At 73.7% G+C, this 26,001-nt stretch carries 19 protein-coding genes; 9 read left to right on the forward strand and 10 right to left on the reverse strand.

The annotated features are described in order from the left end of the window. The first annotated feature begins 106 nt into the window (after window positions 1-106). On the forward strand, window positions 107-1,018 hold the full coding sequence (locus ABD143_RS15560; protein WP_343977879.1) for a proteasome assembly chaperone family protein: 912 nt from the start codon (window positions 107-109) through the stop codon (window positions 1,016-1,018). 195 nt (window positions 1,019-1,213) lie between these two features. Here ABD143_RS15560 and ABD143_RS15565 read toward each other — a convergent pair whose 3' ends face one another. After that, window positions 1,214-3,541, reverse strand: coding sequence for a transketolase-like TK C-terminal-containing protein (locus ABD143_RS15565; RefSeq protein WP_343977882.1), 2,328 nt, complete (start codon window positions 3,539-3,541; stop codon window positions 1,214-1,216). Between the two features lie 127 nt (window positions 3,542-3,668). Between ABD143_RS15565 and ABD143_RS15570 the strand changes: the two genes are divergently transcribed. Next, window positions 3,669-4,148, forward strand: a complete 480-nt coding sequence (locus ABD143_RS15570) for an Lrp/AsnC family transcriptional regulator (RefSeq protein ID WP_343977885.1) — start codon at window positions 3,669-3,671, stop codon at window positions 4,146-4,148. Window positions 4,149-4,407: 259 nt separating this feature from the next. After that, window positions 4,408-6,126: a BCCT family transporter gene (locus tag ABD143_RS15575; protein WP_343977888.1), complete on the forward strand. Its 1,719-nt coding sequence runs from the start codon at window positions 4,408-4,410 to the stop codon at window positions 6,124-6,126. Here the strand turns inward: ABD143_RS15575 and ABD143_RS15580 are convergent, their stop codons facing one another. From ABD143_RS15580 to ABD143_RS15595, 4 genes are all read right to left on the reverse strand, one after another. Next, window positions 6,127-7,095 carry an NADPH:quinone oxidoreductase family protein gene (locus ABD143_RS15580; protein ID WP_343977891.1) on the reverse strand — a complete coding sequence of 323 codons (969 nt, stop codon included), beginning with the start codon at window positions 7,093-7,095 and terminating at the stop codon, window positions 6,127-6,129. 44 nt (window positions 7,096-7,139) lie between these two features. Then, complete coding sequence (locus ABD143_RS15585; RefSeq protein ID WP_343977894.1) at window positions 7,140-7,379, reverse strand: MBL fold metallo-hydrolase; 240 nt, start codon at window positions 7,377-7,379, stop codon at window positions 7,140-7,142. Between the two features lie 185 nt (window positions 7,380-7,564). After that, window positions 7,565-7,978 (reverse strand): MBL fold metallo-hydrolase, encoded by a 414-nt coding sequence (locus ABD143_RS15590; RefSeq protein WP_343977896.1) that lies wholly within the window; start codon window positions 7,976-7,978, stop codon window positions 7,565-7,567. A 169-nt stretch (window positions 7,979-8,147) separates the two neighbouring features. Continuing rightward, complete coding sequence (locus tag ABD143_RS15595) at window positions 8,148-8,465, reverse strand: hypothetical protein (RefSeq protein WP_343977898.1); 318 nt, start codon at window positions 8,463-8,465, stop codon at window positions 8,148-8,150. A gap of 96 nt (window positions 8,466-8,561) precedes the next feature. Here ABD143_RS15595 and ABD143_RS15600 point away from each other — a divergent pair, with 96 nt between their 5' ends. Further along, the gene (locus ABD143_RS15600) at window positions 8,562-9,161 is read left to right on the forward strand and encodes a class I SAM-dependent methyltransferase (RefSeq protein WP_343977901.1); all 600 of its coding nucleotides are present in this window, start codon (window positions 8,562-8,564) and stop codon (window positions 9,159-9,161) included. A 4-nt stretch (window positions 9,162-9,165) separates the two neighbouring features. On the opposite strand, the gene ABD143_RS15605 is transcribed toward ABD143_RS15600, so the two are convergent. Genes ABD143_RS15605 through ABD143_RS15615 form a run of 3 tightly spaced genes read right to left on the reverse strand, consistent with a single transcriptional unit; the run spans window position 9,166 to window position 12,382 of the window. After that, entirely contained in the window at window positions 9,166-10,068 is a 903-nt protein-coding gene (locus tag ABD143_RS15605; protein WP_343977903.1) for a sugar phosphate isomerase/epimerase family protein, read from the reverse strand. Next, window positions 10,065-11,234 (reverse strand): dihydrodipicolinate synthase family protein, encoded by a 1,170-nt coding sequence (locus ABD143_RS15610; protein ID WP_343977906.1) that lies wholly within the window; start codon window positions 11,232-11,234, stop codon window positions 10,065-10,067. The genes ABD143_RS15605 and ABD143_RS15610 overlap by 4 nt, the downstream gene beginning before the upstream one ends. Further along, the gene (locus ABD143_RS15615) at window positions 11,231-12,382 is read right to left on the reverse strand and encodes a Gfo/Idh/MocA family protein (RefSeq protein WP_343977909.1); all 1,152 of its coding nucleotides are present in this window, start codon (window positions 12,380-12,382) and stop codon (window positions 11,231-11,233) included. The genes ABD143_RS15610 and ABD143_RS15615 overlap by 4 nt, the downstream gene beginning before the upstream one ends. Window positions 12,383-12,589: 207 nt before the next feature. On the opposite strand from ABD143_RS15615, the gene ABD143_RS15620 reads away from it, so the two are divergent. Then, window positions 12,590-14,269, forward strand: coding sequence for a hypothetical protein (locus tag ABD143_RS15620; RefSeq protein WP_343977912.1), 1,680 nt, complete (start codon window positions 12,590-12,592; stop codon window positions 14,267-14,269). A 122-nt stretch (window positions 14,270-14,391) separates the two neighbouring features. Next, a complete protein-coding gene (locus ABD143_RS15625) occupies window positions 14,392-14,658 on the forward strand; it encodes a hypothetical protein (protein WP_343977915.1) in 267 nt (88 codons plus the stop codon). Between the two features lie 7 nt (window positions 14,659-14,665). On the opposite strand, the gene pgm is transcribed toward ABD143_RS15625, so the two are convergent. Continuing rightward, window positions 14,666-16,291 carry a phosphoglucomutase (alpha-D-glucose-1,6-bisphosphate-dependent) gene (pgm, locus tag ABD143_RS15630; RefSeq protein ID WP_343977919.1) on the reverse strand — a complete coding sequence of 542 codons (1,626 nt, stop codon included), beginning with the start codon at window positions 16,289-16,291 and terminating at the stop codon, window positions 14,666-14,668. 375 nt (window positions 16,292-16,666) lie between these two features. Then, a complete protein-coding gene (locus tag ABD143_RS15635) occupies window positions 16,667-17,047 on the reverse strand; it encodes a hypothetical protein (protein ID WP_343977922.1) in 381 nt (126 codons plus the stop codon). Window positions 17,048-17,376: 329 nt separating this feature from the next. On the opposite strand from ABD143_RS15635, the gene recC reads away from it, so the two are divergent. Genes recC through recD form a run of 3 tightly spaced genes read left to right on the forward strand, consistent with a single transcriptional unit; the run spans window position 17,377 to window position 25,987 of the window. Further along, window positions 17,377-20,739, forward strand: coding sequence for an exodeoxyribonuclease V subunit gamma (recC, locus tag ABD143_RS15640; protein WP_343977924.1), 3,363 nt, complete (start codon window positions 17,377-17,379; stop codon window positions 20,737-20,739). Then, window positions 20,736-24,131 (forward strand): UvrD-helicase domain-containing protein, encoded by a 3,396-nt coding sequence (locus tag ABD143_RS15645; protein WP_343977927.1) that lies wholly within the window; start codon window positions 20,736-20,738, stop codon window positions 24,129-24,131. The genes recC and ABD143_RS15645 overlap by 4 nt, the downstream gene beginning before the upstream one ends. Continuing rightward, window positions 24,128-25,987, forward strand: a complete 1,860-nt coding sequence (gene recD / locus ABD143_RS15650) for an exodeoxyribonuclease V subunit alpha (protein WP_343977930.1) — start codon at window positions 24,128-24,130, stop codon at window positions 25,985-25,987. Before ABD143_RS15645 ends, recD begins: the two co-directional genes overlap by 4 nt. Window positions 25,988-26,001 lie beyond the last annotated feature (14 nt).

Consider the following 26,001-nt stretch of genomic DNA (forward strand, 5'->3'; position numbering starts at 1 on the left):
GGTCGGCCCGTAACGGGATGCTGTGCGGGAAGATTCACGTTGCATCCGTGGAGACGTGCGACGGTCGGGACCTTCCCGGTCCCGTCGACCGAGGCGGAGGTGTGCCGTGCTGGATCCGGCAGAGCTGTACGAGGTGGCGTCGGACGCGCCACAGCTCGACGAACCCGTACTGCTCGTGGCGCTGGACGGCTTCGTCGACGCGGGCAGCGCGGCGAAGCTCGCCGTGGACGCGCTGCTGGAGGCACACGAGCCGCAGGTGGTCGCGCGGTTCGACGTCGACCAGCTCGTGGACTACCGCTCGCGACGCCCGCCGCTGCGCTTCGAGACCGACCACTGGGCCGCGTACACCGAGCCCGAGCTGGACGTCCTGCTGATGGCCGACACCGGCGAGACGCCCTACCTCCTGCTCGCCGGCCCGGAGCCGGACACCCAGTGGGAGCGCTTCAGCGCCGCCGTCGAACAGCTCGTGCGGCAGTTCGGTGTGCGGCTGGTGATCAACCTCACCGCGATCCCGATGGCCGTGCCGCACACCCGCCCGATCGGCGTCACGGTGCACGGCACGCGCCCTGAGCTGACCGAGGGCCACGAGGCGTGGTTCGCCACCGCGCAGGTGCCCGGTAGCGCGGTCGGGCTGATGGAGTTCCGCCTCGGCGAGGCCGGCCACGATGCCATGGGCTTCGCGGTGCACGTTCCGCACTACCTGGCCAGGGCCGAGTACCCGCAGGCCGCGCGGGTGCTGCTGGACCACGTCGGCCTCGCCGGCGGCCTGTACCTCCCCACGGAGGCACTGTCGAAGGCCGCGGAGCGCACTGAGGCCGAGATCGCCGAGCAGGTGGAGGGCTCCGACGAGGTGCGCCAGGTCGTGCAGGCGCTGGAGCGGCAGTACGACATGGTCGCCACCGGGCGCGGCGAGCGCTCGAGCCTCGGGCTGTCCGGACAGCTCCCGAGCGCCGACGAGCTGGCCGCCGAGGTAGAACGTTTCCTGGCAGACCAGGGCGACGACGACAAGGACGGCTGAGACCCCTCGAAACCCTCAGCGGGCCCCTCACACCGCCAGGTCTAGGAGGGTCCTGAACAACTCCGCCCGTAGCGAGCGGCGTCCAGGTGGGTGCATCGCAAGGCGGACGATCGGGCCGATACCGCTGTTGTATCGGGCCGATCGTCCAACGCCGCGAGGTGCCCGCCTGGACGCCGCGCAGTAGGGCCGAGTTGTTCAGGTCGCTCCTAGGGCCGCTCGTACCACGCTGTCCGCGTCGATCCCATGGTGGCGGTAGACGTCCTCCAGGTCGCCCGACTGTCCGAAGCGCGACACCCCGAGGTGCGCCGCGCGCACCTGGTTGATCCCGGGCAGGAAGGCCAGCGTGTGCGGGTGGCCGTCGAGCACGGTCACCATCGGCGCGGCCCGCCGGGCGGGGAACGCCGCGTCGAGCACCCAGGTGTCGGCGCTCCCGTGCCCGGCGCGCGCCTGCAGCGCCTCGAACACGAGCCCGGCGCTCGTCACGCAGACGACGTCGGCGGGCACACCCAAGGCGTCCAGCCGGTCGGCGGCCGCGACGGCCTCGGGCACCATCGCCCCCATGGCGGCGATGGTCACCGCCGGGGTGCCCTCGGACCGGCGCAGCGGGTACGCCCCGGCCACCACCTGCCGGCGGCGGCGCTCGCGCGCGGCGGGGTCGGCGGGCACGGCGGCGAGCGTCTGGTCGACGGGCCGGGTGGAGAGCCGCAGGTACGCCGACGTGCCATCCGGGCGCCCGAGCCGGGCGAGCGACGCCAGCAGGGTCCATTCGACGTCGATCGCGAAGGCCGGGTCGTAGCTGACGCAGCCCGGCTGCTCGAGGCCGACCGACGGCGTGCTCACCGACTGGTGCGCCCCACCCTCCGGCGCCAGCGACACCCCGGAAGGGGTGCCCACCAGGATCGACTGGCCGCCCGAGTAGATCCCGAACGACCACGGCTCCAGCGCCCGTTCGACGAACGGGTCGTAGAGCACCCCGATGGGCAGCAGCGGCTCACCCCACCGGCTCCAGGTGGCGCCGAGCTCGCCGAGCAGCCCGACGAGGTTCGTCTCCGCGATCCCCAGCTCCAGGTGCTGGCCGTCGGGGCGCTCGCGCCAGTGCAGGATCGTCTCGGGGTCGTCGGCGAACCAGTCGACGCGTTCGCGGGCCGACCACACACCCACCTTGTTGACCCAGCCCCCGAGGTTCGTCGAGGAACTGACGTCGGGGCAGAGCGTCACCACCCGGCGGGCCACGTCGGGCGCCGAACGCGTGAGGTCGAGCAGCGCCCGGCCGAGCGCGGCCTGGGTGGTGGCGGTGCCGGTCGGGGTGCGCCCGATGTCGGTGGGCACCGCACCCACCGGCGTCAGCTGCGCCGGCTCCCGGCGCAGCCGCTCGGCCACCGACGCGCAGAGCACTGCCGCGCCGGAGCCGTCCGGGAACCGCGCCCACGGCTGGTCGACCGACGCGCCGACGGCCGTGGCCAGCTCTGCCATCTGCTCGTGGGTGAGCAGCGAGGAATGGTTCTGCGGGTGCCCTTCGCTGGCGAGGCCGTAGCCCTTCACGGTGTAGGCGAAGATCACCGTGGGGCGGGAGTCGTCGATGGCGGTGAAGGCGTCGCCGAGGGCGGCGAAGTCGTGCCCGCCGAGGTTGCGGACCGCGGCGTGCAGCGTCGGGTCGTCGAGGCCCGCGACGAGCCCGGCGATCTCGGGGTCGCCGCCGGGGAGCCGTTCGCGCAGCTGGGCCGGGGTGCACCGGAGGAGGCGCTGGTACTCGGGGTTGGGCATCTCGTCGATGCGCCTGCGCAGCGCGGGACCGCCGGGCCGGGTGAAGAGGTCCTCCAGCAGCCGCCCGTACTTGACGGTGAGCACCTGCCACCCCGCGGCCGCGAACATGCCCTGCAGCCGCGTGGCGCCGATGTTGGGCACCACGCGGTCGAGCGACTGCCGGTTGAGGTCCACGATCCAGACGACCTCACCCAGCTCGCCCACCATGGGGTCGAGGATCGCCTCCCAGCAGGCACCCTCGTCCAGCTCAGCGTCACCGACCAGCGAGTACTGGCGGCCGGTCCCGACCTCCCTGCCGATCTCGGGGCCCTTCGACGCGACGTACCGGCGGGCCAGCGCACCCCAGATCGGCGCGGTGGCCCCGATGCCGACGGACCCGGTCGAGTAGTCGACGGGATCGGGGTCCTTGGCGCGCGACGGGTAGCTCTGGAGCCCGCCGAACTCGCGCAACGACGTCAGGTATCGCTCGTCCAGCTCGCCGAGCAGGTAGTTGACGGCGTGCAGCACCGGCGAGGCGTGCGGCTTGACCGAGACGCGGTCCTCGGAGCGCAGGTGTGCGAACCACAGCGCCGTCATGATCGTCACCATCGACGCGCTGGACGCCTGGTGCCCGCCGACCTTGAGCCCGCCCGGGTTGGGGCGCACGCGGTTGGCGTGGTGCACGATCGCGGTGGCGAGCCAGAGCACGCGCTGCTCGATCTGGCGCAGCACGTCGGGCTGGTGCACCGTCGCGGCCGGCCGCGGCACAGCGCTCGTCATCGCCGTTCTCCTCATGTCAGGATGCACTCCTATGCCAGCACCGCATCCAGGTCTGCACAACCGCGACGGCGTTTGTTGAGCAGGATGCTCACATCTGGGTGGGCACGAGCCGGGAAGGCAGGGCACAGTGCGCAGTGCGGACCCCGTCGACGCCACGGATGCGCGCCTGCTGCTCGCGCTCGCGGAGAGCCCGCGCGCCACTGTGCTGGCGCTGGCCGAGCGGGTCGGGCTGTCCCGCAACACCGTGCAGGCCCGGCTGGCGGCGCTCGAGGCCCGTGGCGTGCTCACCTCCTTCGAGCGCCGGATCGACCCGGCCGCGCTCGGCTACCCGCTCACCGCGTTCGTGACGGTGCAGGTGACCCAGCGGATGCTGGCCGAGGTGGCCGACGCGCTCGACCGCGTGCCCGAGGTGGTGGAGGTGCTCGGCATCTCCGGCCAGACCGACCTGCTCGTACAACTCGTCGCCCGCGACGCCGACGACCTCTACCGGATCTCCGGCCAGCTTCTCGCCACCGCCGGCGTCGAGCGCACCACCACCTCGCTGGTGATGCGAACGCTCGTCGGGCACCGCGTGGCGCCGCTGCTGGAACGGATCGCACGCCTCTGAGGGCGGTAGCGAGCTGATCGAGACTTGGCACGGCTGGGGCCGGTTCGCGTGAGTGGCCCGCGCTGATCATGGCGGCAGTGCCGATGCCCTGCTCGGAGTGCATGACCATCAGGTCGCGATGCAGCGCTTCCGTTTGACGCATTCGCCCCCGGGACGCAGGGTGACCCCGCACAATCAGGAACACTCTCGGCGGGGGAGACCGCCCCGCCTCTACTCGCGGAGGGGGCAGGCTCGGGCTACCCGCCGGAGCCGACGCGGCATGACCGTTCACGAGACACCCAGGGGCACCGAGCCCGCACGTCCGGTGGAGCCGCCTTCGCTGAGCACATCCGCTGAGCGGCGCCACCCCGTTGACTGGTGGGTCTTCGGCACCGCCGCGGCGCTGGTCGTCGCGTTCATCATCTGGGGTGTCGCCTCGGTCGACACGCTGAGCGCCGTCTCGACGGCGGTGCTCGCCGGCGTCATGAACGTGGGCGGCTGGGCGTTCGTGCTGGTCGCGAGCGGGTTCGTGGTATTCGCGCTGTGGGTGGCGTTCAGCCGCTACGGCAAGATCCCGCTCGGCGCCGACGGGGAGGACCCGGAGTTCCGCACGGTCTCGTGGATCGCGATGATGTTCAGTGCCGGCATGGGCATCGGCCTGATGTTCTACGGCGTTGCCGAGCCGCTCGCGCATTTCACCAGCCCGCCGCCGGGCACGGTTTCACCGGGGTCTCCGCAGGCGCTCGACGTCGCGATGGCCACCACGCTCTTCCACTGGACGCTGCACCCGTGGGCGATCTACGCCGTGGTGGGACTCGCGATCGCCTACAGCACGTTCCGCCGCGGGCGCCGGCAGCTGATCAGCTCGGCGTTCGCCCCACTGCTGGGCAAGCGCCACACGGAGGGCGTGTTCGGCAGGGTCGTCGACATCCTGGCGATCTTCGCGACCCTGTTCGGCTCGGCCGCGTCGCTCGGGCTCGGCACGCTCCAGATCGGCGCGGGCCTTCAGGCCAACGGGGTGCCCGCGCTGCCGACGCAGCTCCTGCTCGGGATCATCGCGGTGCTGACGATCGCGTTCGTCGCCTCAGCGGTCTCCGGCATCGCCAAGGGCATCCAGTGGCTGTCCAACATCAACATGGTGCTGGCGGCGATCCTCGCCCTGTTCGTGTTCGTGGCGGGGCCGACGATCCTGATCCTCAACCTGATCCCCAAGGCGATCGGCGACTACGTGGGCAGCATGGCCGAGATGGCCGCGCGCACCGCGGCCACCGGCGGTGACGCCATGGCCACGTGGCTGAGCTCGTGGACGGTCTTCTACTGGGCGTGGTGGATCTCCTGGACGCCGTTCGTCGGCATGTTCATTGCGCGGATCAGCCGGGGGCGCTCGATCCGGCAGTTCGTCGTCGGCGTGATCCTTATCCCGAGCGCGGTCAGCCTGGTGTGGTTCGCGATCTTCGGCGGCGCCGCGATCGACCTTCAGCAACGGGGCACCGACCTCGCCTCGCTCAGTACCGAGGCCCAACTCTTCGGGCTCCTCCACTCGCTGCCGCTCGGCGGGGTGCTCAGCGTCATCGCGATGGTGCTCGTGGCGATCTTCTTCGTCTCGGGTGCCGATGCCGCGTCCCTCGTGACGGGCACGCTCTCCCAACGCGGCACGATCGAGCCGTCCCGCTGGGTGGTCGTGTTCTGGGGTGTCGTGATGGGGGCGATCGCCGCCATCATGCTGGTCGTCGGCGCCGGCCGCGACGATGCGCTCGCCGGGATCCAGAACATCACGATCATCACGGCGGCGCCGTTCGCGCTGGTGATGGTCCTGCTGTGCGTCGCCCTCGCCCGGGACCTGCACGACGACCCGCTCATGCGCCGGGTACGGCGTTCCGAGCAGGCCGTCGACCAGGCGATGGAGTACGGCACGCGCAACTACGGCGACGAGTTCTTCGTGCCGGTGAAGCCGCACCCGCCGGGTGACGACAACGGTATGGAGCCGCGGCGGACCTGATCAGCCGGTCTCCAGGATCACCTTCCCGGTGACGCGGCGCTCGTCGATGGTGGCGAGCGCCGCGGCCGCGTCCTCCAGCGGGAACGTCGCACTGATCACCGGGTCCAGCGCGCCCGAGCGCAGGTGCGGCTCCAGCTCCGCCCACTGCTGCCCGAGGTAGCCCGGCCGCGCCATCGCGAACGCCCCCCACCCGACGCCGACGACGTCGATGTTGTTGAGCAGGAGCCGGTTCACCCGGACCGTGGGGATCTCGCCCGCGGCGAACCCGACGACGAGCAGCCGTCCCTCCGGAGCGAGGCTGCGCAGCGAGTCGGTGAACCGGTCGCCGCCGACGGGATCGACAACGAGGTCGACACCAGCGCCGCCGGTCAGCCCCTTCACCGAGTCCTTGAAGCCGTCGGCGAGAACGGTCTCGTGCGCTCCCGCCGCGCGGGCGACCTCGGCCTTGGCGTCGGTGGACACAACCGCGATCACTCGCGCCCCGAGCGCGGCGGCAAGCTGCGCGACCGCCGTGCCCACGCCGCCCGCGGCGCCGTGCACCAGCACCGTCTGGCCTGCCCTCAGGTGGCCACGCACGAGCAGCGCGAAGTGCGCGGTGAGGTAGTTCATCGGCAGGCAGGCGCCTGCGGCGAAACCGACCTCGTCCGGCAGCGGGAGCACGTGGTCGGCCGACACCGCGACGACATCGGCGAACGCGCCCGTCGTGGTGAACGCGGCGACCCGGTCGCCCGGCCGCAGCGACGAGCCCTCCGGGGCCTCCCGCACCACGCCCGCGGCCTCGGCGCCGAGCGTGTACGGCGGGTCCGGCTTGTACTGGTAGAGCCCCTTGCTCTGCAGCACGTCGGGGAAGTTCGCCCCGGCCGCCCGGACGTCGACCAGCACCTGGTCGGGCCCCCGCTTCGGCTCCGGCACGTCCCGCACCTCGACCGCCGCCGGCCCGTCCAACCGCACCACCTGCACCGCGCGCACCCGCTGACCCCTTCGTCGACTACTCGGTTCGCGCCCATGTTCGCTCATGCCACGCCGCGAAGTCGCTCCCCCGCCCCGCCGACGATCGCGTCGCCGTGCCCGAAGCGGGCCGTGTCGACGTCCAGAGCGGCGAGCGCGGGCGCGGACACCGCGGCCCGCTCGCGGTCGAGGTTGAACGGCCCGACCATGATCCGCCCCTCGTGCTGGGCGATGACATCGCCGGTGAACAGCACACCTTCGGCCGGGAGGTGCAGGGCGACGCTGCCGTCGGTGTGCCCCGGCACGTGCACGACCCGGGCGCCCTAGAGGAGCGCCCTGAACAACTCGGCCCTACTGCGCGACGCCCAGCCGGGCACCTCGCGGCGTTGGACGATCGGGCCGATACAACAGCGGTATCGGCCCGATCATCCGCCTTGCGATGCACCCACCTGGACGCCGCTCGCTACGGGCGGAGTTGTTCAGGACCCTCCTACCCGACGTCGAGGACGTCGCCGTCGTCCAGCTCGACGTCCACCCGGGCGGCGGGCGCGCGGGTCAGCCCCGCGGCGACCTGGGCGTGCAGCTCACGCTCGAAGTCGGTGAAGTCGAGCGGCGGAGGTGGGACGACCCCGCGGATGATCGGGGCGTCCGCGCGGTGGGCCGACACCGTGACCCCTGGCCACGCCCCTATCTCCGCGGCCGCGCCCGCGTGATCGTCGTGGAAATGGGTGAGCACCAGGCGCCGCAGCGTCCCGAGCCCGGCGACGGCTTCCGCGATCGCCGGCCCGGAGCCGGGCGGGCCGCTGTCGACCAAGGTGAGCTCGTCACCGTCTCGCCAGAGGTAGGCCTGCCCGACCCAGAACCGGAGCAGGTGCAGGCGTGGGGTCAGCTCCAGGATGTCCATGCGCCGGACGCTAGGGAGCGGAACGGGAGGCCTGGGGCGTCGTTCGCCGTGGGCGGATCAGCCCTGGGCCTAGGGCGTGTCCGGCGGATCTTCGTCCGCGATAGCCGCGCCCAGGCGGCCCCTGCATCACGGCTCTCATCGAACAAGATCCCCCGGACACGCCCTAGTTTCAGGCGGGCACGCCGTCGTCGTAGCTCACCGGCCGCGGACCGTGCGTCAGCTCCTCGACGAGCGCTGTGAGCCACCCGTCGACCCGCTGCTGCACGCGTTCGAGGGCGTCGAGCTCCATGGCCAGGTCGATCGCACCCTCGGCGTCGGTCCCGTCGAGCGGGCCGCCGAGTGCCAGCTGCAGCTCGTGGCGCACCCGCTCGATTCGCGTGCGGCACCCGTCGGAGGCCTGGACGTGGGCGAGCAGGCGGGCTCGCTCGTCGGCGTCGATGCCCTCGGGCACGGACGCGACGAGCTGCTTCAGACGGTGCGGATGCACGGCGTACCCCTCACGTGACGGTCGTCACCACAGACCGTAAAGGGTGCGAGCGGCGTCACGGAAGCCCTTGCCGCCCGCACCGCTACGGTGGTGATCATGTCGGCGTGGGCGGACACGGGCCGCTTCATCCGCGAGTTCGTCCGCGACCCCCTGCACACGGCGTCGGTGACTCCCAGCTCCGCCGCGCTCGCCGCCGCGATGACGCTGCCACTCACCGTCACCGGTGAGCCCGTGGTCGTCGAGCTCGGGCCAGGCACCGGGGCGTTCACGCGAGCCATCCAGGAGCGCACCGGCGGGCGCGCGCGGCACATCGCCGTGGAGCTGAACCCGGGCTGGGCGCGGCTGCTGGAGGAGCGCTACCCGAAGGTCGAGGTGGTACGCGCCGACGCGCGCGAGCTGCCGCAGCTGCTCGCCGACCGCGACGTCGCCGCCGTCGACGCCGTGGTGAGCGGGCTTCCCTGGGTGGCGTACTCCCCCGGCTCGGACGGCCGCGGCCTGCACACCCTGATCGTCGAGGCGCTGGCGCCGACCGGCTTCTTCACGCAGTTCGGCTACTCGTGGACGCGGTGGGCCCCACCGGCCCGCAAGCAGCTGGCGGACCTGCGAGCGCACTTCGCGGAAGTAGCGACAAGCCGCACGGTCTGGCGGAACTTTCCATCGGCGGTCGTCTACACGGCGCGCCAACCCCGCCGCTGAGCGTTCAGAGGTGGGGGTGCACCAGTTCCACGTAGCGCCTCTTCATCGTTCCCAGCACCTGGTCGCCTGGCGCCGCCCATATCTCCGCGTTGAAGATCTCCACCTCCACGTCGCCCGGGTAGCCCGATGCCGCGACCGCGCGCGTGAAGGCTGTGAAGTCGACGTGCCCGTCGCCCATCATCCCGCGGGCGAGCAGGGCGTCGGCCGGGAGCGGGGTGATCCAGTCGCACACCTGGTAGGACACGATCCGCTCCCCCGCCCGCGCGATCTGGGTGTGCACACCCGGTTCCCACCACAGGTGGAACGTGTCGAGCACGACGCCGACCTCGTGCGGGGCGAACGACTCGGCGATGTCGAGCGCCTGCGCGAGTGTGGAGATCACCCCGCGGTCGGCGGCATAGATCGGGTTCATCGGCTCGATTCCGAGCGTCACCCCCCGCTCCACGGCGTGCGGGACGAGCGCGGCGATCGCCTCGGCGGCGCGGATCCGGGCGCCGCTCAGGTCCCGGTCGCCAGGCGGCAGTCCGCCGGGGACCAGCACGAGCGACTTCGTGCCCAGCTCCGCGGCCTCGTCGACCGCGCGCCGGTTGTCCTCGTGCGCCCGCGCCCGCTCGGCGGGATCGGACGCGGTGAAGAACCCGCCGCGGCAGAGCGACGATACGCGCAGGCCGGCGTCGTCCACCCAGCGGCGGGCGGCGGCGAGACCGGCCTCGGCCACCGGCTCGCGCCACAACCCGATCGCCGGGAGCCCGGCGGCCACCGCGCCGTCGATCGCCTCCCGCAGGTTCCACTCGGCGGTGGTCCGCTGGTTGAGTGAGAGCCTGGCCAGGCGGGGGTCGCCGGGTGCGGGTGTGTCGACGCGAGCAGGCGTCCCCGACGGGACGTCGACCACGGCGGTGGCCGTCATCGCACGGCCCCTGCCACCTCGAGCAGGCCGCGGAACTTCGCGGCGGCTCGCTCCGGGTCGGGGAAGAGCCGCGCCTCGTTGGCCAGCGCGAACACCTCGGACAAGTGCACGATCGACCGGGCCGACTGCAGCCCGCCCACCATCGTGAAGCCCGGCTGGTGGCCGCTCAGCCACGCGAGGAACGCGATGCCGGTCTTGTAATAGAAGGTCGGCGCCTCGAACACCTTCCGCGAGAGCGGGAGCGTCGGGGCCATCTCGGCGTCGTAGCGGGCGAGGTCGCCCTGGTCGAGTGCGGCGAGCGCCGCGGACGCCGCAGGCGCGACGACCGCGAACGCGCCCAGCAGCGCGTCGGAGTGGTGAGTGCCGTCGCCGCGGATCAGCTCGGGGTAGTTGAAGTCGTCGCCGGTGTAGAGCCGCACGTCGGTCGGGAGGGCGGCGCGCAGGCCGATCTCGTGCTCGGCCGAGAGCAGCGACACCTTCACCCCGTCGACCTTCGCCGCGTGCGCCTCCACGAGCTGCACGAACGTGACCGTGGCGGCGTCCACGTCGCCCGAGCCCCAGTAGCCGCGCAGCTGCGGGTCGAACGCCTCGCCGAGCCAGTGCAGGATCACCGGCTCCCGCACCTGCCGCAGCAGCTCGTTGTAGACGCGCAGGTAGTCCTCCGGCCCGGCGGCGGCCGCGGCGAGCTGGCGCGAGGCCATGAGGATCACCTGGGCGCCGGTGCCCTCCACGAACTCGACCTGCTCGCTGTAGGCGGCGATGACCTCGTCGATCGTCGCCGCGTCGGGCCGGTGGTCGGTGCCTGCCCCGGCGGCGATGCGCGCTCCGTGTGCCTGCGCCTGCTCGGCGCTGCGGTGCACCAGCTCCTGCACGGCCGCCCAGTCGAGCCCCATGTTCCGCTGCGCGGTGTCCATCGCCTCGGCGACGCCCAGGCCGTAGGAGAAGAGGTGGCGCCGGAAGGCGAGCGTGGCGTCCCAGTCGAGCGCGGCGGGGGCGCCCGGCACGTTCTCGCCCCACGGGTCGGCGACGACGTGCGCGGCGGCGAAGGCCACCCGCGTCTCGTACGGGTCGGGGTGGAGCGTCCAGCCGCGCGGCTCGGCAGGCTCGACGGTGCGGAAACCGCCCCCCGCGACGGGCAGCTCGATGCGGGAGGAGACCCGGGTCATCGCCCGGTCCCGGCCAGCTCGACGCGCACGCCCTCGGCCGACGACTTCAGCGCCGCGTCCACGAGCTGCAGGCCCCGCACGCCACTGGCGAAGTCGTACGGGTGCCGCTTGCCGGCATCGGCGTCGAGGAGGAAGCGCTCCCACTGCGCCCGGAACCCGTTGCCGAACTCCTGGTTGTCGGGCACCTGCTCCCACTGCGAGCGGAAGTCCTGGTCGGTGGGCAGGTCCGGGTTCCACACCGGCTTGGGCGTACACACGCGCGGCTGGATGCGGCAGCCGAACAGACCCGCGACGGCCGAGCCGTGCGTGCCGTCCACCTGGAACTCCACGAGCTCCTTGCGGTCCACCCGCACCGCCCACGACGAGTTGATCTGGGCGATGACCCCGCCCGGCAGCTCGAAGATCCCGTAGGCGGCGTCGTCCGCGGTGGCCTCGTAGACGTTGCCCTGCTCGTCCCAACGCTGCGGGATGTGCGTGACGGCCTTGGTCATCACGGCCTCGACGCCGCCGAAGAGGTGCTCCAGCACGTAGTTCCAGTGGCAGTACATGTCGAGCACGACGCCGCCGCCGTCCTCGGCCCGGTAGTTCCAGCTGGGCCGCTGGGCGGGGATCAGGTCGCCCTCGAACACCCAGTAGCCGAACTCGCCGCGCACCGACAGGATGCGGCCGAAGAACCCGGAGTCGATCAGCCGCTTCAGCTTGATCAGGCCGGGCAGGTAGATCTTGTCGTGTACCACGCCGTCGACGATCCCTGCGGCGCGGGCGGCGTCGACCACCTCGAGGCCCTCGGCCACCGACTCGGCGAGCGGCTTCTCCGTGTAGACGTGCTTGCCGGCGGCGATCGCGCGCAGGATCGCCTTCTTGCGCTCGCTCGTGACCTGGGAGTCGAAATAGATCGACGCCCCGTCCTCGGCGAGCGCGGCGTCCAGATCGGTGTGGACCACCTCGATGTCGTGGCGGCGGGCGATGTCGGTGAGCTTCTCGCGGCTGCGCCCCACCAGCACCGGCTCGACCTGCAGGCGCGAGCCGTCCGGACGCAGCACGCCGCCGTCGTCGCGGATGGCGAGCACGGATCGGACGAGGTGCTGGCGGTATCCCATCCGGCCGGTGACGCCGTTCATGACGATGCGGACGGTGCCTTCTGGCATCGGCTGTACCTGCTTCCTGCGACTGCTGGGCGGGGCGGGCGCGCCCCAGTGGCCGTCGGCACTGTAAGCGCTTTCCAGAGGATAGGCAGGGCAACCGCCCAGCGGCAAGGAACAGTCGCGGGTCGCATCGCACCCTTGTGACCAGCCCGATCCGGTCATCCGCCCCCCGCCGCAGCGGAGGAGGGCCGGGGCTGAGAGGGTCGGTCAGTGCGACTCGTGTTCGGCCCCGACGATCTGGAGGAGTACTCCGCCGTCCGCGACCGCCTGCGTCTGCACATCGTGGCGTGGGCCCGCAGAAGGGGCATCGAGGTGGAGCCGTCGCTCGTCGCGGCGGCGCTGGACCACAAGCACAGCGTCGACGGCCGCCTTGCGCACTGGACCCGGCGGCACGTGGCCGACGCGCTCGCCGTCTGGTTCCCCCGCACGGTCGCTCTGCTCGAGGACGACCGCGAGGCCGTCCCCACCGCGCTGCACGCGCTGATCGGCTTCCTCGCCGAGCGCGACTGGCTGGACTCCCGCTCGGCGCCCGCCGCCGAGCTGCACGCGCAGATCACCGACTCCACGCCCGCCCTGCACGACGCCCTCGACGACGAGCGCAACCACGACCTCGGCACGTTCTGGGCCGTGCAGATGCTGCGCCACGGCGTCGCGACGGCCGACCCGAACTCCGTCTCGCGGTTCCTGGAGCAGGTGCGCCTCGGGGAGCTCGAGGTCGACCGTGCCGCGCTCGCCGAGATCCGGCGCCGGCACGAGATCGAGACGCAGGAGCCGCCCCGGCCGGAGCTGCCGCCCGTGCTGCCACCCAACGCGACCCAGATGCTCGCGGCCGCCGACTCGTCGGTGGCGCTGGCCCGGCTGCGCGCGTTCACCCGCTGGGTGCGGGCCGGGCGGGCGGTGACCCGCGAGGGCAGGCTGCTGCTGAGCGACGCGCGCGCCGTCGCGGACGCGCTCGACCTCGACCACTTCTCCCGTGACCGCGCCCGCACCAGCGACGAGCTACCGGAGATCACCCTCCTGATGGCGTGGGCGCGCCAGGCGCGGCTCGTGCGCGTGCAGCGGGGCCGGCTGGTGCAGGTGCGCAGCTCAGCGGCCCTGCTCTCGCGGCCGATCGAGCTGTGGCGGCGCGCGTTCGAGGCCGTGGGCGGCATCGGCGAGCACTTCGGCGGCAGCAACGTGTTCGGCGCGCCGTCGCTGTTCGGGATGAGCCTCGGCGAGGCGTTCCCGATCCTGCTCCACCACCTCTACGCCGCAGGTGGCGACCCGATCCCGGTCGAGCTCTTCCACCGTGTCGTCCGCGAGACCGTCAACGAGCGCATGGGCTGCGTCGTCGACGACCTCGCGGGCGACGTCGAGCACCGGCTGTGGCGCCGCGACGTCACCGCGCTGCTCGACGCACTGGAACTGCTCGGGGCCGTCCACCTCTCCGAGAGCCTCGACGGAGAGGACCACGAGGAGCTGATCGCGCTCGCCGGCCGCGACGACCCGGACCCCACACTCGTGGCGCTCACCCCGATCGGCATCTGGGCCGTGCAGGAGATGCTCACCGAGCAGGGGGTGCACGCGCCGCTCGTCGGCGAGCTCGCCGAGGAGGACATCGAGTACGTCTGCGTGCGGATGAGCGCGGTGCGCCCGGAGGTCGCCGAGGCCGAGCTGACGGCGTGGGTCGACGCGCGCCCCGGACGCGCGGCGGCGCAGGAGATCATGCGGTACCTCCAGCGCGTCGAGGACCCGCGGCACCGGTCACTCGCGCTCCTCGCCCTTTCCCGCGCAGGCGCGCCGGGGGGCGAGGTGGCGAGGTGGCGGGCCCGCGCCAGTATGGCGCTGCGGGCACCGGCGAGCGGGGCGCAGCCGCGGGTCGAGTGCGACGCGCGAGCCCGCCGTCCCTGATCGCCGTATCCGCAGGCCACCTTCGGGTGAACCGGCGCCCCATCCGTCACACCGGCGCCATGCACGGCGAGTACCAGGTGAACGTTCCGTTGCCGTCCGTGGAGTGAGTGGGAGCGCCGGCTGTGGCCCAGTCCAACCCCGACCAGCCCAACCCCTACCTGAGCTGGTCCTGGGCACCCAAGCACTGGGCGGAGATCCCCCTGCCGCGGGTCCCCGCGTCCGTCCCGGCGCGCGTCCACGTCTCCGCCCGGGTCACCCGCGCCCGCAGCGCAGGCGTCGCGGTCGGGCTCACCGTGGTTGCCGCCGTGCTGCTGGTGGCCGTGATCGGGCAGGAGAGGTCCGTGGCGGGGCTGGACGGCCCCGGTCCCGGTGCGGTGGGCACGCCCTAGGAGCGGCTCAGCGGAGCGCCGCCGTCACGACCTCCTGCGCCTCATCCTGGATGCGCCGGAGGTGCTGAGGGTCGCGGAAGCTCTCCGCGTAGACCTTGTAGACGTCCTCCGTGCCCGAGGGGCGGGCCGCGAACCAGCCGCCCTCCGTCACGACCTTGAGGCCACCGAGCGCCGCGCCGTTGCCGGGAGCGGAGGTGAGCCGCTCGGTGATCGGGTCGCCTGCCAGCTCAGCCGCCGCGACGTCGCCTGCCGAGAGCTTCCCGAGCTTCGCCTTCGCCTCCGGGCCGGTGGCGACGTCCGTGCGCGCGTACGCGGGCTCGCCGAAGCGTGCGGTCAGGGCCCGGTAGCGCTCGCTCGGGGTCTCCCCCGTCACCGCGGTGATCTCCGACGCCAGCAAGGCGAGGATGATCCCGTCCTTGTCGGTCGTCCAGACGCTGCCGTCCCGGCGCAGGAACGACGCACCCGCGCTCTCCTCGCCGCCGAACCCGATCGAGCCGTCGAGCAGCCCGGACACGAACCACTTGAACCCGACCGGCGTCTCCACGAGCTTGCGGCCGAGGTCGGCGGCCACCCAGTCGATCATCGACGAGCTGACGGCCGTCTTCCCGACGCCGGCGTCGGGCGACCAGCCGGGACGGTGCGCAAACAGGTAGCCGATGGCGACGGCGAGGAAGTGGTTGGGGTTCATGAGGCCGTCGGCGGTGACGATGCCGTGGCGGTCGGAGTCGGCGTCGTTGCCGGTGGCGATGCGGAACTCGCCCCGGCGCTGCACGAGCGAGGCCATCGCGTACGGCGACGAGCAGTCCATCCGGATCTTGCCGTCCCAGTCGAGCGTCATGAACCCGAACTGCGGGTCGACGGCCGGGTTGACCACGGTCAGATCGAGGCGGTAGCGCTCGGCGATCGCCTCCCAGTAGGCGACGCTGGCCCCGCCGAGGGGGTCGGCGCCGATCCGGACACCCGCTTCGCGGATCGCGTCGAGGTCGAGCACCGATGGCAGGTCGGAGACGTACTCGCCGATGAAGTCGTAGCGCGCGAGGCCTGAGCGGTCGAGCGGCCGGCGCCGCACCCCGTCGAGCTTCGCGGCGAGCAGCTCATTGGCCCGGTCGGCGATCCAGCCGGTGGCGTCGTTGTCGGCGGGGCCGCCGCTCGGGGGGTTGTACTTGAAGCCGCCGTCGGGCGGCGGGTTGTGCGACGGGGTGACGACGACCCCGTCGGCGATGCCGCTCACCCCGGCCCGGTTGTGGGTGAGGATCGCGTGCGACACGGCGGGCGTCGGGGTGAAGGCGTCGTCCGCGTCGGCCTCGACGTGCACGCCGTTGGCCTGGAACACCTCGATCGCGGTGACCCACGCGGGCTCGGACAGCGCGTGTGTGTCGCGCCCGATGAACAGTGGCCCGTCGATGCCCTGCTGCGCGCGGTACTCGCAGATCGCCTGGCTCGTGGCGGCGATGTGGTCGTCGTTGAACGTGGTGCGCAGCGACGAGCCGCGGTGGCCCGCGGTGCCGAACGAGACGCGCTGGCCCGGGTCGTCCGGGTCGGGGTGGCGGTCGTCGTAGGCGGCGAGCAGGTCGCCGACGTCGACGAGGTCCTCCGGCAGCGCGGGGGTTCCGGCACGGGGATGGGTCGGCATGCAGGTGCTCCCGGGATGCGGCGATCTGTACGTGCAGCGTCGTTGACCACACTGCCACTGCGGCGCCGTGCTCCGCAGGGCCGGGCCGGGGGCGTGGGGTTGGCCGTGAGATTTGCACCCGGTGTCCAGCTCCCGGCGCGTATCAGTGTGCAGAGCCTAGGGGCGTGCGGTGCCACCCCCCGACTGGCGAGCATCTCCCGCGGTTCGGGGTGTGAGCACGCCTGTTCTACAGGCTCTGCACACAGATACGCGTCCAGATCGCGAGATCCACGCTGGGGCTGTCAGCGCTCTGCGGTTCGGCCCACGGGCCTATCGGGTCGGTGGCCGGACGAGGGCTGGGGTGAGGGCCGGGGCGAGGGCCGGGGCGAGGGCAGATCAGGCCGTCATCGACCCGCGCTGCTGGGGGATGCGCAGGTGCAGCGGCAGGTGGCCGGTGCGGGACGCGTCGGTGGTGAGGTGGTAGTGCCCGCCGCGGGAGCGACCGCACGGGTAGGCGCGCAGCGCGCGGGCGCCCAGCGACTCCAGCTCGCGGGCCGCGGCCTCGGCGGCCTCGCGCGTGGAGTAGATGACCTTGCCGTCGGAACCGGGGTCCTGCCGGGACGGCATCCATCCCTCGATCTCCGCCCGGGCGGGCCCGCAGAAGATCGGGCGCCCGTTCTTGGTCAGCCGCGCGTGGCGGTGCAACACCTCGCTGCGGGCGTGGTCGCGAACTCCGCGCTGCTCCGGCACCACGGGCCCGGTGGTGGCATCGCTCATCTCGGCGCCCTCCTCGCTCCTGTACCGGGGTGATCGCGTTGGGCCAAGCTTGCCGTTAACAGGGCCCGAACGGGATGACACCATCGTGTTGTTTCGCGCCGCACGTGACGCTCCGTGACGGACTCGGGTGCCCGCGACCCGACCCGGGCACCATCTCGGCACCCGTCCGCGCTGCGGCACCGGATGCGGGGTGCCGAGCCGCGGACCTGCTGATCACGTCACCCATGGTCACCTGTGGACAAGTCCGCTCCCCCGTCGATGCCTGTCGGACCGGAGCCCTACCTTGTCGACATGACCGAGTTACGGGCGCCTGCAGAGGAGGTGCGCTGATGCTTCACGTACATCGGGCCGAGCGCGCCGACGCGCTGGCCGACGCGCTCGGTGAGCTGCTCTCGTCGCCGCAGGAGGACGCGTTCGCCACCGAGGTGGTGGCCGTGCCGGCCAAGGGCGTGGAGCGGTGGCTGGCGCAGCGGCTGTCGCATCGGCTCGGGGCGGCGGGCGGACAGGCCGACGGCGTGTGCGCCGGCATCGTCTTCCCGTCCCCGGGGCGGGTGGTCGCCGCGGCCGTCGGCGCGGCGGCGGGTGTCGAGCCCGAGCTGGACCCATGGCGTCCCGAGCGGGCCGTGTGGCCCCTGCTGGAGGTCCTCGACGAGAGCGTCGGGGAGGCGTGGTGCGCGCCGCTGCGGGCTCACGTCGCGGGTATGCACCGCGGGCGCCGCTACGCCACCGCCCGCCATCTCGCCGACCTGTACGCCGCCTATGCGGTGCACCGGCCGCAGCTTCTCACGGCATGGCTCGACGGCGCGGGGGTCCCGGGCGAGCGGGCGGCCGACCTCGCGTGGCAGCCGGAGCTGTGGCGGCGGCTGCGCGCCCGGATCGGCGTGCCCGGCCCCGCCGAACGGCTCGCGGTCGCCTGCGCCGCGCTGCGGGTTCGGCCGGAGCTGGCTGCGCTGCCCCCGCGCATCTCGTTGTTCGGCCCCACCCGGCTTCCCGCCGAGCACCTCGCCGTGCTGAGCGCGCTCGCCGAGCACCACGACGTGCACCTCTGGCTCGCGCACCCCTCCCCCGCGATGTGGACGGCCGTCGAGGGCAGTGACGTAGGCAGCAGGGACGCGGGGGCGGCGCCACTCCGGCGCACCGACCCCACGGCGGCCGTCCCCCGCCACCCGCTGCTGGGCTCACTCGGCCGCGACGTGCGGGAGCTTCAGCTACGACTCACGGCGGCAGCGCCCGGGCGCACCGACACCCACCACGAGCTGCCGGAGCCTCCCGCCACGCTGCTCGGGCGGCTGCAGGCCGACCTCCGCGACGACCGGCCGCCCGCCGGCGATCATGTGCAGGCTGCCGACGACCGCAGCGTCCAGGTGCATTCCTGCCACGGGCCGGACCGGCAGGTGGAGGTGCTGCGCGAGGTGGTGCTCGGGCTGCTGGCGGCCGACCCCACGCTCGAACCGCGCGACGTGCTGGTGATGTGCCCCGACATCGAGACGTTCGCCCCGCTCGTCTCGGCGAGCGTCGGGCTCGGCGCGGCCGCGTCCGGCGAGGAGGGCACGGCCGGGGGCTCGGCTGAGAACCTCGCCCATCCCGGGCAGTACCTGCGGGTCCGGCTGGCCGACCGGGCGCTGCGGCAGGTCAACCCACTGCTCGACACGGTGGCGCAGCTGCTGGAGCTGGCCGACTCCCGGCTCACCGCCTCGCAGGTGCTCGACCTGCTCGGGTCCGGCCCCGTCCGCCGTCGCTTCCACCTCGACGACGACGACCTGGAGCGGCTGCGCGACCTGGTGGTCCGATCGGGCGTGCGATGGGGCCTCGACGGGCCGCACCGGGCGCCGTTCCACCTCGACGGGTTCGCACAGAACACGTGGTCGGCCGGGCTCGACCGGCTGCTGCTCGGCGTCACGATGGGGGGCGACGGCTCCGGGCCCGGCTCGGCGTGGCTCGGCACGGCCCTCCCGATGGAGGACATCGACTCCGGCGACGTGGAGCGGGTCGGGCGGCTGGCCGAGTTCGTCTCCCGGCTCGCCGCGGTGCTCGGCGCGCTCACGGGCGAGCAGCCGTTGGAGCGCTGGGTGGAGGCGCTCGTCACGGGGCTCGACGTGCTCACCGACGTGACGGGCGACGACGAGTGGCAGGCCGTCCAGGCCCGCACGGAGCTGGCGGATACCGCACGCGCGGCCGGGCCGCATGCGGCCACCGTCCCGCTGGAGCTGGGGGATGTCCGCGGCCTCCTCACCGAGCGGCTGCGCGGCCGGCCCACCCGCGCCAACTTCCGCACAGGCACACTCACGTTCGCCACGCTGGTGCCGATGCGGTCGGTGCCGCACCGGGTGATCTGCCTGCTCGGGCTCGACGACGGCGTGTTCCCGCGAGCCGGTGTGCCCGACGGCGACGACCTGCTCGCCCGCGACCCGGTGGCCGGCGAGCGCGACCCGCGCAGCGAGGACCGCCAGCTCCTTCTCGACGCGATCTGCGCGGCCACCGAGCACCTGGTCGTCGTGCACTCCGGCGCTGACGAGCGCACCGGCGCCCGGCGCCCGCCCGCCGTACCGCTGGGCGAGCTGCTCGACGCGATCGAGGCCACCGCGGGCCCCGACGGCCGCGACTTGGTGGTGGTGCGCCACCCTCTGCAGCCCTTCGACGCCCGCAACTTCGCGCCGGGAGAGCTCGGCCCGGGTCCGTTCAGCTTCGACCGCACCGAGCTGGCCGGGGCGCGTGCGGCCACCGGCCAGAAGAGGCCGCCCGCGCCGTTCCTGGCCGAGCCGCTCGCGCCGGCGCACTCAGCTGTCGTCGGGCTCGACGACCTCGTCACGTTCCTCGAGCACCCGGTCAAGGAGTTCCTCCGCCAGCGCGTCGGGCTCTCCCTGTTCGCAGGCGACGACGACCCGGCCGACGCGCTGCCCGTCGATCTCGACGGGCTCGCCAAGTGGTCGATCGGCGACCGGCTGCTGCGCGACCGACTCGCCGGCCAGCCGCTGGACCGCTGCCGGCAGGCCGAGTGGCGCCGCGGCGAACTGCCCCCAGGTGCACTGGGCGACGCCCTGCTGGCCGGTGTGCTCGACGACGTCGAGCCGCTCGTCGCGGCCGCCGAGCCGTACCGCGCAGGCGAGGCGGCCGACCGTGACGTCGACGTCGCCCTGCCCGATGGCACACACGTGGTCGGCACGCTGGGTGGGTTGTACGGGCAGGTGCTGCTGCGCGTCGAGTTCTCGCGGCTGGCGCCGAAGCAGCGGGTGCGGGCGTGGGCCCGCCTGCTGGCCCTCACTGCCGCCACCGGCGAGCCGTGGCGCGCCATCACCCTCGGCCGAGGCGCGAAGTACGGGCTGGCCAAGGCCACAGCGGGCCCGGTGAGCGCCGCCCAGGCCACGGCGACTCTCGCGGAGCTGGTCACGATCTACCGCGCCGGCCTGCGCGAACCGCTGCCACTGCCCACCGTCGCCGCCCACACCTACGCCACCGTCCGCCGGGGCGGGGCCGAGGCGTCGGCAGCTCTCGACGAGGCGCTGCGCAAGTGGACGGCGGGGGCGGGCGCGGAGCGCGGCGACGACGCGCACGTCCGAGCGTGGGGTCCGGCTGCCGGCCCGGAGATCCTCACGGCCGGAGCCGAGCCGGGCGGCGAGCCCAGCCGGTTCGGGTCGCTGGCGATGCAGCTGTGGTCGCCGCTGCTCACGGCGGAGGACGTGGTGCGGCTGTGAGCGCAGCCATCGGAGCCGCCGTGCTGGCCCCTGCCGCGTTCGACGTCTGCGGCGAGCTGCCCACCGGCACCACGGTGCTGGAGGCGAGCGCGGGCACCGGCAAGACGTTCACGATCGCCGCGCTGGCCACCCGGTACGTCGCCGAGGGGCACGCCACCCTGCCCGACCTCATGCTCGTCACGTTCGGCCGGGAGGCCACCCAGGAGCTGCGCGAGCGGGTGCGGGAGCGGCTGGTGTCGGCCGAGCGGGGGCTCGCCGATCCGGCCACGGCCCGTGCGGGCCTCGACTCGGTGCTCGCGATGCTGGCCGACGCCCCGGACACCGAGGTGGCGGCGCGCCGGGCGCGGCTCCGGAAGGCGCTCACCCAGTTCGACGCGGCCACCATCGCCACCACCCACCAGTTCTGCCAGCAGATGCTGGCCGGCCTCGGGGTGGCGGGCGACAGCGACCGCGACGCGATGTTCGTGGAGTCGATCGACGACCTGGTGGCCGAGGTGGTCGACGACTTCTACGTCCGCAAGTACGGGGCGCACGGCTCCGGCAGCCCAGCGTTCACCCGGGCCGAGGCGCTGGCGCTGGCCCGGCGGGCCGTCGACGACGGGCAGGCCCGGCTCGAACCGGCGGGCGCGGAGCCCGGCAGCACCGCCCACGTCCGCCACCGGTTCGCCACGGCGGTGCGCGCCGAGGTCACCCGCCGCAAGCACGTGCGGCGCATCTACACCTACGACGACATGCTCACCCGGCTCGCCGACGCGCTGGGAGATCCAGACCGGGGCTTACCCGAGCGCGGGGCGGCGGAGCGCTTGCGCTCGCGCTACCGGGTGGTGCTCGTCGACGAGTTCCAGGACACCGACCCGGTGCAATGGCACATCCTGCGCAGCGCCTTCCACGGCCACACCACGCTCGTCCTCATCGGCGACCCGAAGCAGGCCATCTACGCCTTTCGGGGCGCCGACGTCGTCTCCTACCTCGAAGCCACGGAGGCGGCCACCAACCACGCCACCCTGGCCGTCAACTGGCGCAGCGACGCCCCGCTGCTCGACGCTCTCGACACGGTGTTCAACGGCGCGGCTCTGGGCGACCGCCGCATCACCGTGCACCCGGTCGAGTCGGCGCACGAGGGCAGGCGGCTGCGCGGGACCCCGGTGGACACGCCGTTCCGGCTGCGGGTCGCCACCCGCAACGGGCTGCCGCGCGCGCCACGGCGCGACCTCGCGGTCGTCGGCGCCGCGCGCGAGCTCGTCGCCCGCGACCTCGCCGCCGACCTCGCTGCGCTGCTGGCGAGCCCGGCCACGCTGGACGGCCGCCCCGTCCTGCCGGGCGACGTCGCCGTGCTCGTGCGCACCAACGATCAGGGCGGGATGATCCGCGACGCGCTTGCCGCGGCGGGTGTGCCCGCAGTCCTGTCCGGCACCACGAGTGTGTTCGGCACTCCGGTGGCGAAGGAGTGGCTGCTGCTGCTCGAGGCGCTGGAGCAGCCGAGGGCGTTCCGCGTGCGGGCCGCGGCGCTCACCTGCTTCCTCGGGCACAGCGTCGCCGACCTGTGCGGTCCCGACGCCGACGCCCTGCTCGACGAGCTCGGTGCCACCATGCGCACCTGGGCGGGCGTGCTGCACGAGCGGGGCGTGGCGGCGCTGCTGGAGGCGGTCACCACGGGCACCGGCCTGCCCCGGCGGCTGCTTGCGAGCACCGAGGGCGAGCGGCTGCTCACCGACGTGCGCCACGTCGCGCAGGCTCTGCACGCTGCGGCCGTGGCCGATCACCTCGGGCCCGCCGCGCTGGTCGACTGGCTGCGCCACCGCGTCGCCGACGCCGCGGGCGACGTGGTGGTGGAGCGCAGCCGGCGGCTGGAGTCCGACGCTGCCGCCGTTCAGATCATCACGATCCACCGGAGCAAGGGCCTCGAGTTCCCGATCGTCTACGTGCCCTTCGCGTGGGACCGCAACGTGCGCGACCCGGACGTCCCGCTGCTGCACGACGAGCGGGGCGCGCGGGTGCTCGACGTCGGCGGGGAGACCGGCGAGGGGTGGAAGGAGAGCGTGTCCCGGCACCGGGCCGAGGAGGCGGGCGAGGACCTGCGTCTGCTGTACGTGGCCCTCACCAGGGCGGGTTGCCAGGTGGTCACGTGGTGGGTGCCCGCCACCACCACCTCCACCTCACCGCTGCACCGGCTGCTGGTCGGACGGCCGGCCCCGGGCACCGAACCTGCCGGGGCGTACCGGGTGCCGTCCGACCGGGCCGCGGTCGACGGGCTCCGCGCCCTCGCCTGCGCACACATCGCGGTGGAGGAGGTCAGCGGCACCACGCCCGCGCCTGCCGGGTTCGCCGGGCGGTCGGAGACGTCGGCCGAACTGCGGGCTGCGGAGTTCACCCGGCGGCTCGACATCGCGTGGCGGCGCACCTCCTACAGCGCTCTCACCGCCACGTCGGGGCACGGGCCGGGGGTGGCCAGCGAGCCCGAGGAGCCGGGCGTCGACGACGAGGCGCCCGTCGAGCTGGACGGGGGTGGCGACGGGAGCCCCGCGCGCGGCGCGCCGGCGCCCGCCGGGTCCGACCCCGCCGCCGTGCCGTCGCCGATGGCCGGGCTGCCGGTCGGGGCCGCGTTCGGCACGCTCGTCCACGCGGTATTCGAGGCAGCCGACTTCAGCGCCCCCGACCTGCTCGGCGAGCTCACCGGGCACGCCCGCGAGCAGCTCGCCCGCCACCCCACCGCAGGCGTCGACCCGGATGCGCTGGCCGCAGCGCTGCTGCCCGCGGCACGCACGCCACTCGGCCCGCTCGCCGGTGGGCTGCGGCTCGCCGATCTCACCCCGCGCGACCGGCTCGCCGAGCTCGACTTCGAGCTCCCGCTCGCAGGCGGCGACTCGCCCGGCGAGCCGGTGCCGCTCGCGGCGCTCGCTCCGCTGATCAGCAGGCACCTGCCGGCGGGCGACCCGCTGCGTGGCTACCCCGACGTCCTCGCCGCGCTGCCGGAGCAGCAGCTCCGCGGCTACCTCACCGGGAGCATCGACGCCGTGCTGCGGCTCCCCGGGGAGCGGTTCGCGGTGGTCGACTACAAGACCAACTGGCTCGGCCCGGTCACCCCGGAGGGCCGCGAGCCGCTCACCGCCGCCCACTACACGCCCCCGCGGTTGGCCGACGCGATGGTGGCGGCGCACTACCCGCTGCAGTCGCTGCTCTACGCGGTGGCCCTGCACCGGTATCTGCGCTGGCGGCTTCGTGGGTACACCCCAGAACGTCACCTCGGTGGGGTGCTGTACCTGTTCGTGCGGGGCATGTGCGGGCCGGACACGCCCGTCGTGGGGGGCGTGCCCTGCGGCGTCTTCAGCTGGGCGCCACCCGCGGCGCTGGTGGTGGAGCTGTCCGAGTTGCTGCACGGAGGTGACTCGTGACGGCGACACTCGGGATATCGGGCGCTGGGCCGGCGCCGGAAGACGCCGGGGACGTCCGGCTGGCGCGCTCGGCCACCGGGCTGCTGGCCGTGTTCAACACGGCGGGGGTGCTGGACCCGTCGGACGTCCACGTCGCGGAACGGGTGGGGCGGCTCGGCGGTGAGACCGACGAGAGGGTGCTGCTCGCGGTGGCCCTGGCCGTGCGCGCGGTGCGGCTGGGGTCGGTGTGCGTCGACCTCGCCGCGGTCAGCCGCACGGTGCTGGGCGAGGCCGACGAGCTGGTCGACGTCTCGGCGCTCCCGTGGCCCGAGCCGGCGGGCTGGCTCGCCGCCTGCACCGCCGGTCCGCTCGTCGCCGACGGGGCGGACGCACCGCCGGGGCGGCCGCTGCGGCTGGTGGACGGGCTGCTCTACCTCGAGCGGTACTGGGGCGAGGAGGAGGTGGTGCGCCGATCGCTGGACGAGCGAGCTGCCACCGGTGCGCCCGAGGTCGACCTCCCGCGGCTGCGGGCGGGGCTGGACCGGCTGTTCGTCGCCCCCGGCTCGGAGCGGCAGCGGCTCGCGGCGGCGGTCACCGCGCTGCGCCGCGTCACCGTGCTCGCGGGTGGGCCGGGCACCGGCAAGACCACCACGGTCGCCCGACTGCTGGAGCTGCTGCACGACCAGCCCGGCCCGCCGCCGCGCGTCGCGCTCGCCGCTCCCACGGGCAAGGCCGCGGCGCGGCTGCAGGAGGCCGTCGCAGCCGAGCTTCCGCCGCAGCTGCGGGCGAAGGTGCCGGAGGCGGCCACCCTGCACCGGCTGCTGGGCTGGCGCCCGGGCAACCGCCGGTTCCGCTACGACCGCACGCAGCGGCTCCCGTTCGACGTCGTGGTGGTCGACGAGACGTCCATGGTCTCGCTCACGATGATGGCCCGGCTGCTCGACGCCGTCCGCCCGCACGCGCGGCTGGTGCTGGTCGGCGACCCCGACCAGCTCGCCTCCGTCGAGGCCGGCGCGGTGCTCGGCGACCTGGCCAGGGCCGCAGGTCGCCCCGAACCCGCGCTCACGGCCGCCTTGGAGCAGTGCGCCACCCCGGCGGAGGAGCCGGTGATCAACGGCGTGGTCACGCTGCGGCACGTCTGGCGGTTCGGCGGCACGATCGCCGAGTTCGCGAAGGCCGTGCAAGCGGGCGACGCGGACGCCGCCGTCGCCATCCTGCGCAGCGGTCAGCCCGACCTCGCCTTCGCGGCCGTCGAGGAGCCTGCCTCCGCGTTCGACGCCGTGCGCCCCGACGTCGTCCAAGCGGGACGGGCTCTCACCGATGCCGCGCTCGCGGGCGACACCGCCGCCGCGCTCGCCGCCCTGGAGCAGCACCGGGTTCTCTGCGCGCACCGGCGTGGCCCGTTCGGAGTCACGCGGTGGAGCGCCGAGATAGAGCGGTGGCTGCGCGCGGCGCTGCCGCCCGCCCCCGCCGGATCCGGGCTGTGGTACCCCGGCCGGCCGGTGCTCGTCACGGCCAACGACTACGACATCGGCCTCTTCAACGGCGACACCGGCGTGGTGGTCATGCGGCCGGAGGGGCCGCGGGTCGCCTTCGCCCGCGGCGGTGAGCCCACGCTGCACCCGCCGTCGCGGCTGTCCGAGGTGGCCACCGTGCACGCGATGACGGTGCATCGCGGGCAGGGCAGCCAGTTCCGCCGGGTCACGGTGGTGCTCCCGCCCGCGGAGTCGCCGTTGCTCACCCGCGAGCTGCTCTATACGGCAGTCACACGGGCGCGGGAACTCGTGCGCGTGGTCGGAACAGAGGATGCTGTGCGGGCTGCGGTGCAACGTCCGGTCAGCCGGGCGAGTGGACTGCGGCAACGGATTGCCGGCTGACGGGGAGGAGCACC

It is taken from the genome of Pseudonocardia aurantiaca (assembly GCF_039526725.1).
Classification (GTDB): Bacteria; Actinomycetota; Actinomycetes; order Mycobacteriales; family Pseudonocardiaceae; genus Pseudonocardia; species Pseudonocardia aurantiaca.

Excerpts from the sequence above, each read along its gene's own strand:
- ABD143_RS15565 (WP_343977882.1), bottom strand. The coding sequence starts at position 3,541 with ATGACGAGCGCTGTGCCGCGGCCGGCCGCGACGGTGCACCAGCCCGAC.
- ABD143_RS15575 (WP_343977888.1), top strand. The coding sequence starts at position 4,408 with ATGACCGTTCACGAGACACCCAGGGGCACCGAGCCCGCACGTCCGGTG.
- ABD143_RS15590 (WP_343977896.1), bottom strand. The coding sequence starts at position 7,978 with ATGGACATCCTGGAGCTGACCCCACGCCTGCACCTGCTCCGGTTCTGG.
- ABD143_RS15600 (WP_343977901.1), top strand. The coding sequence starts at position 8,562 with ATGTCGGCGTGGGCGGACACGGGCCGCTTCATCCGCGAGTTCGTCCGC.
- ABD143_RS15605 (WP_343977903.1), bottom strand. The coding sequence starts at position 10,068 with ATGACGGCCACCGCCGTGGTCGACGTCCCGTCGGGGACGCCTGCTCGC.
- ABD143_RS15610 (WP_343977906.1), bottom strand. The coding sequence starts at position 11,234 with ATGACCCGGGTCTCCTCCCGCATCGAGCTGCCCGTCGCGGGGGGCGGT.
- ABD143_RS15615 (WP_343977909.1), bottom strand. The coding sequence starts at position 12,382 with ATGCCAGAAGGCACCGTCCGCATCGTCATGAACGGCGTCACCGGCCGG.
- pgm (WP_343977919.1), bottom strand. The coding sequence starts at position 16,291 with ATGCCGACCCATCCCCGTGCCGGAACCCCCGCGCTGCCGGAGGACCTC.
- ABD143_RS15635 (WP_343977922.1), bottom strand. The coding sequence starts at position 17,047 with ATGAGCGATGCCACCACCGGGCCCGTGGTGCCGGAGCAGCGCGGAGTT.
- recC (WP_343977924.1), top strand. The coding sequence starts at position 17,377 with ATGCTTCACGTACATCGGGCCGAGCGCGCCGACGCGCTGGCCGACGCG.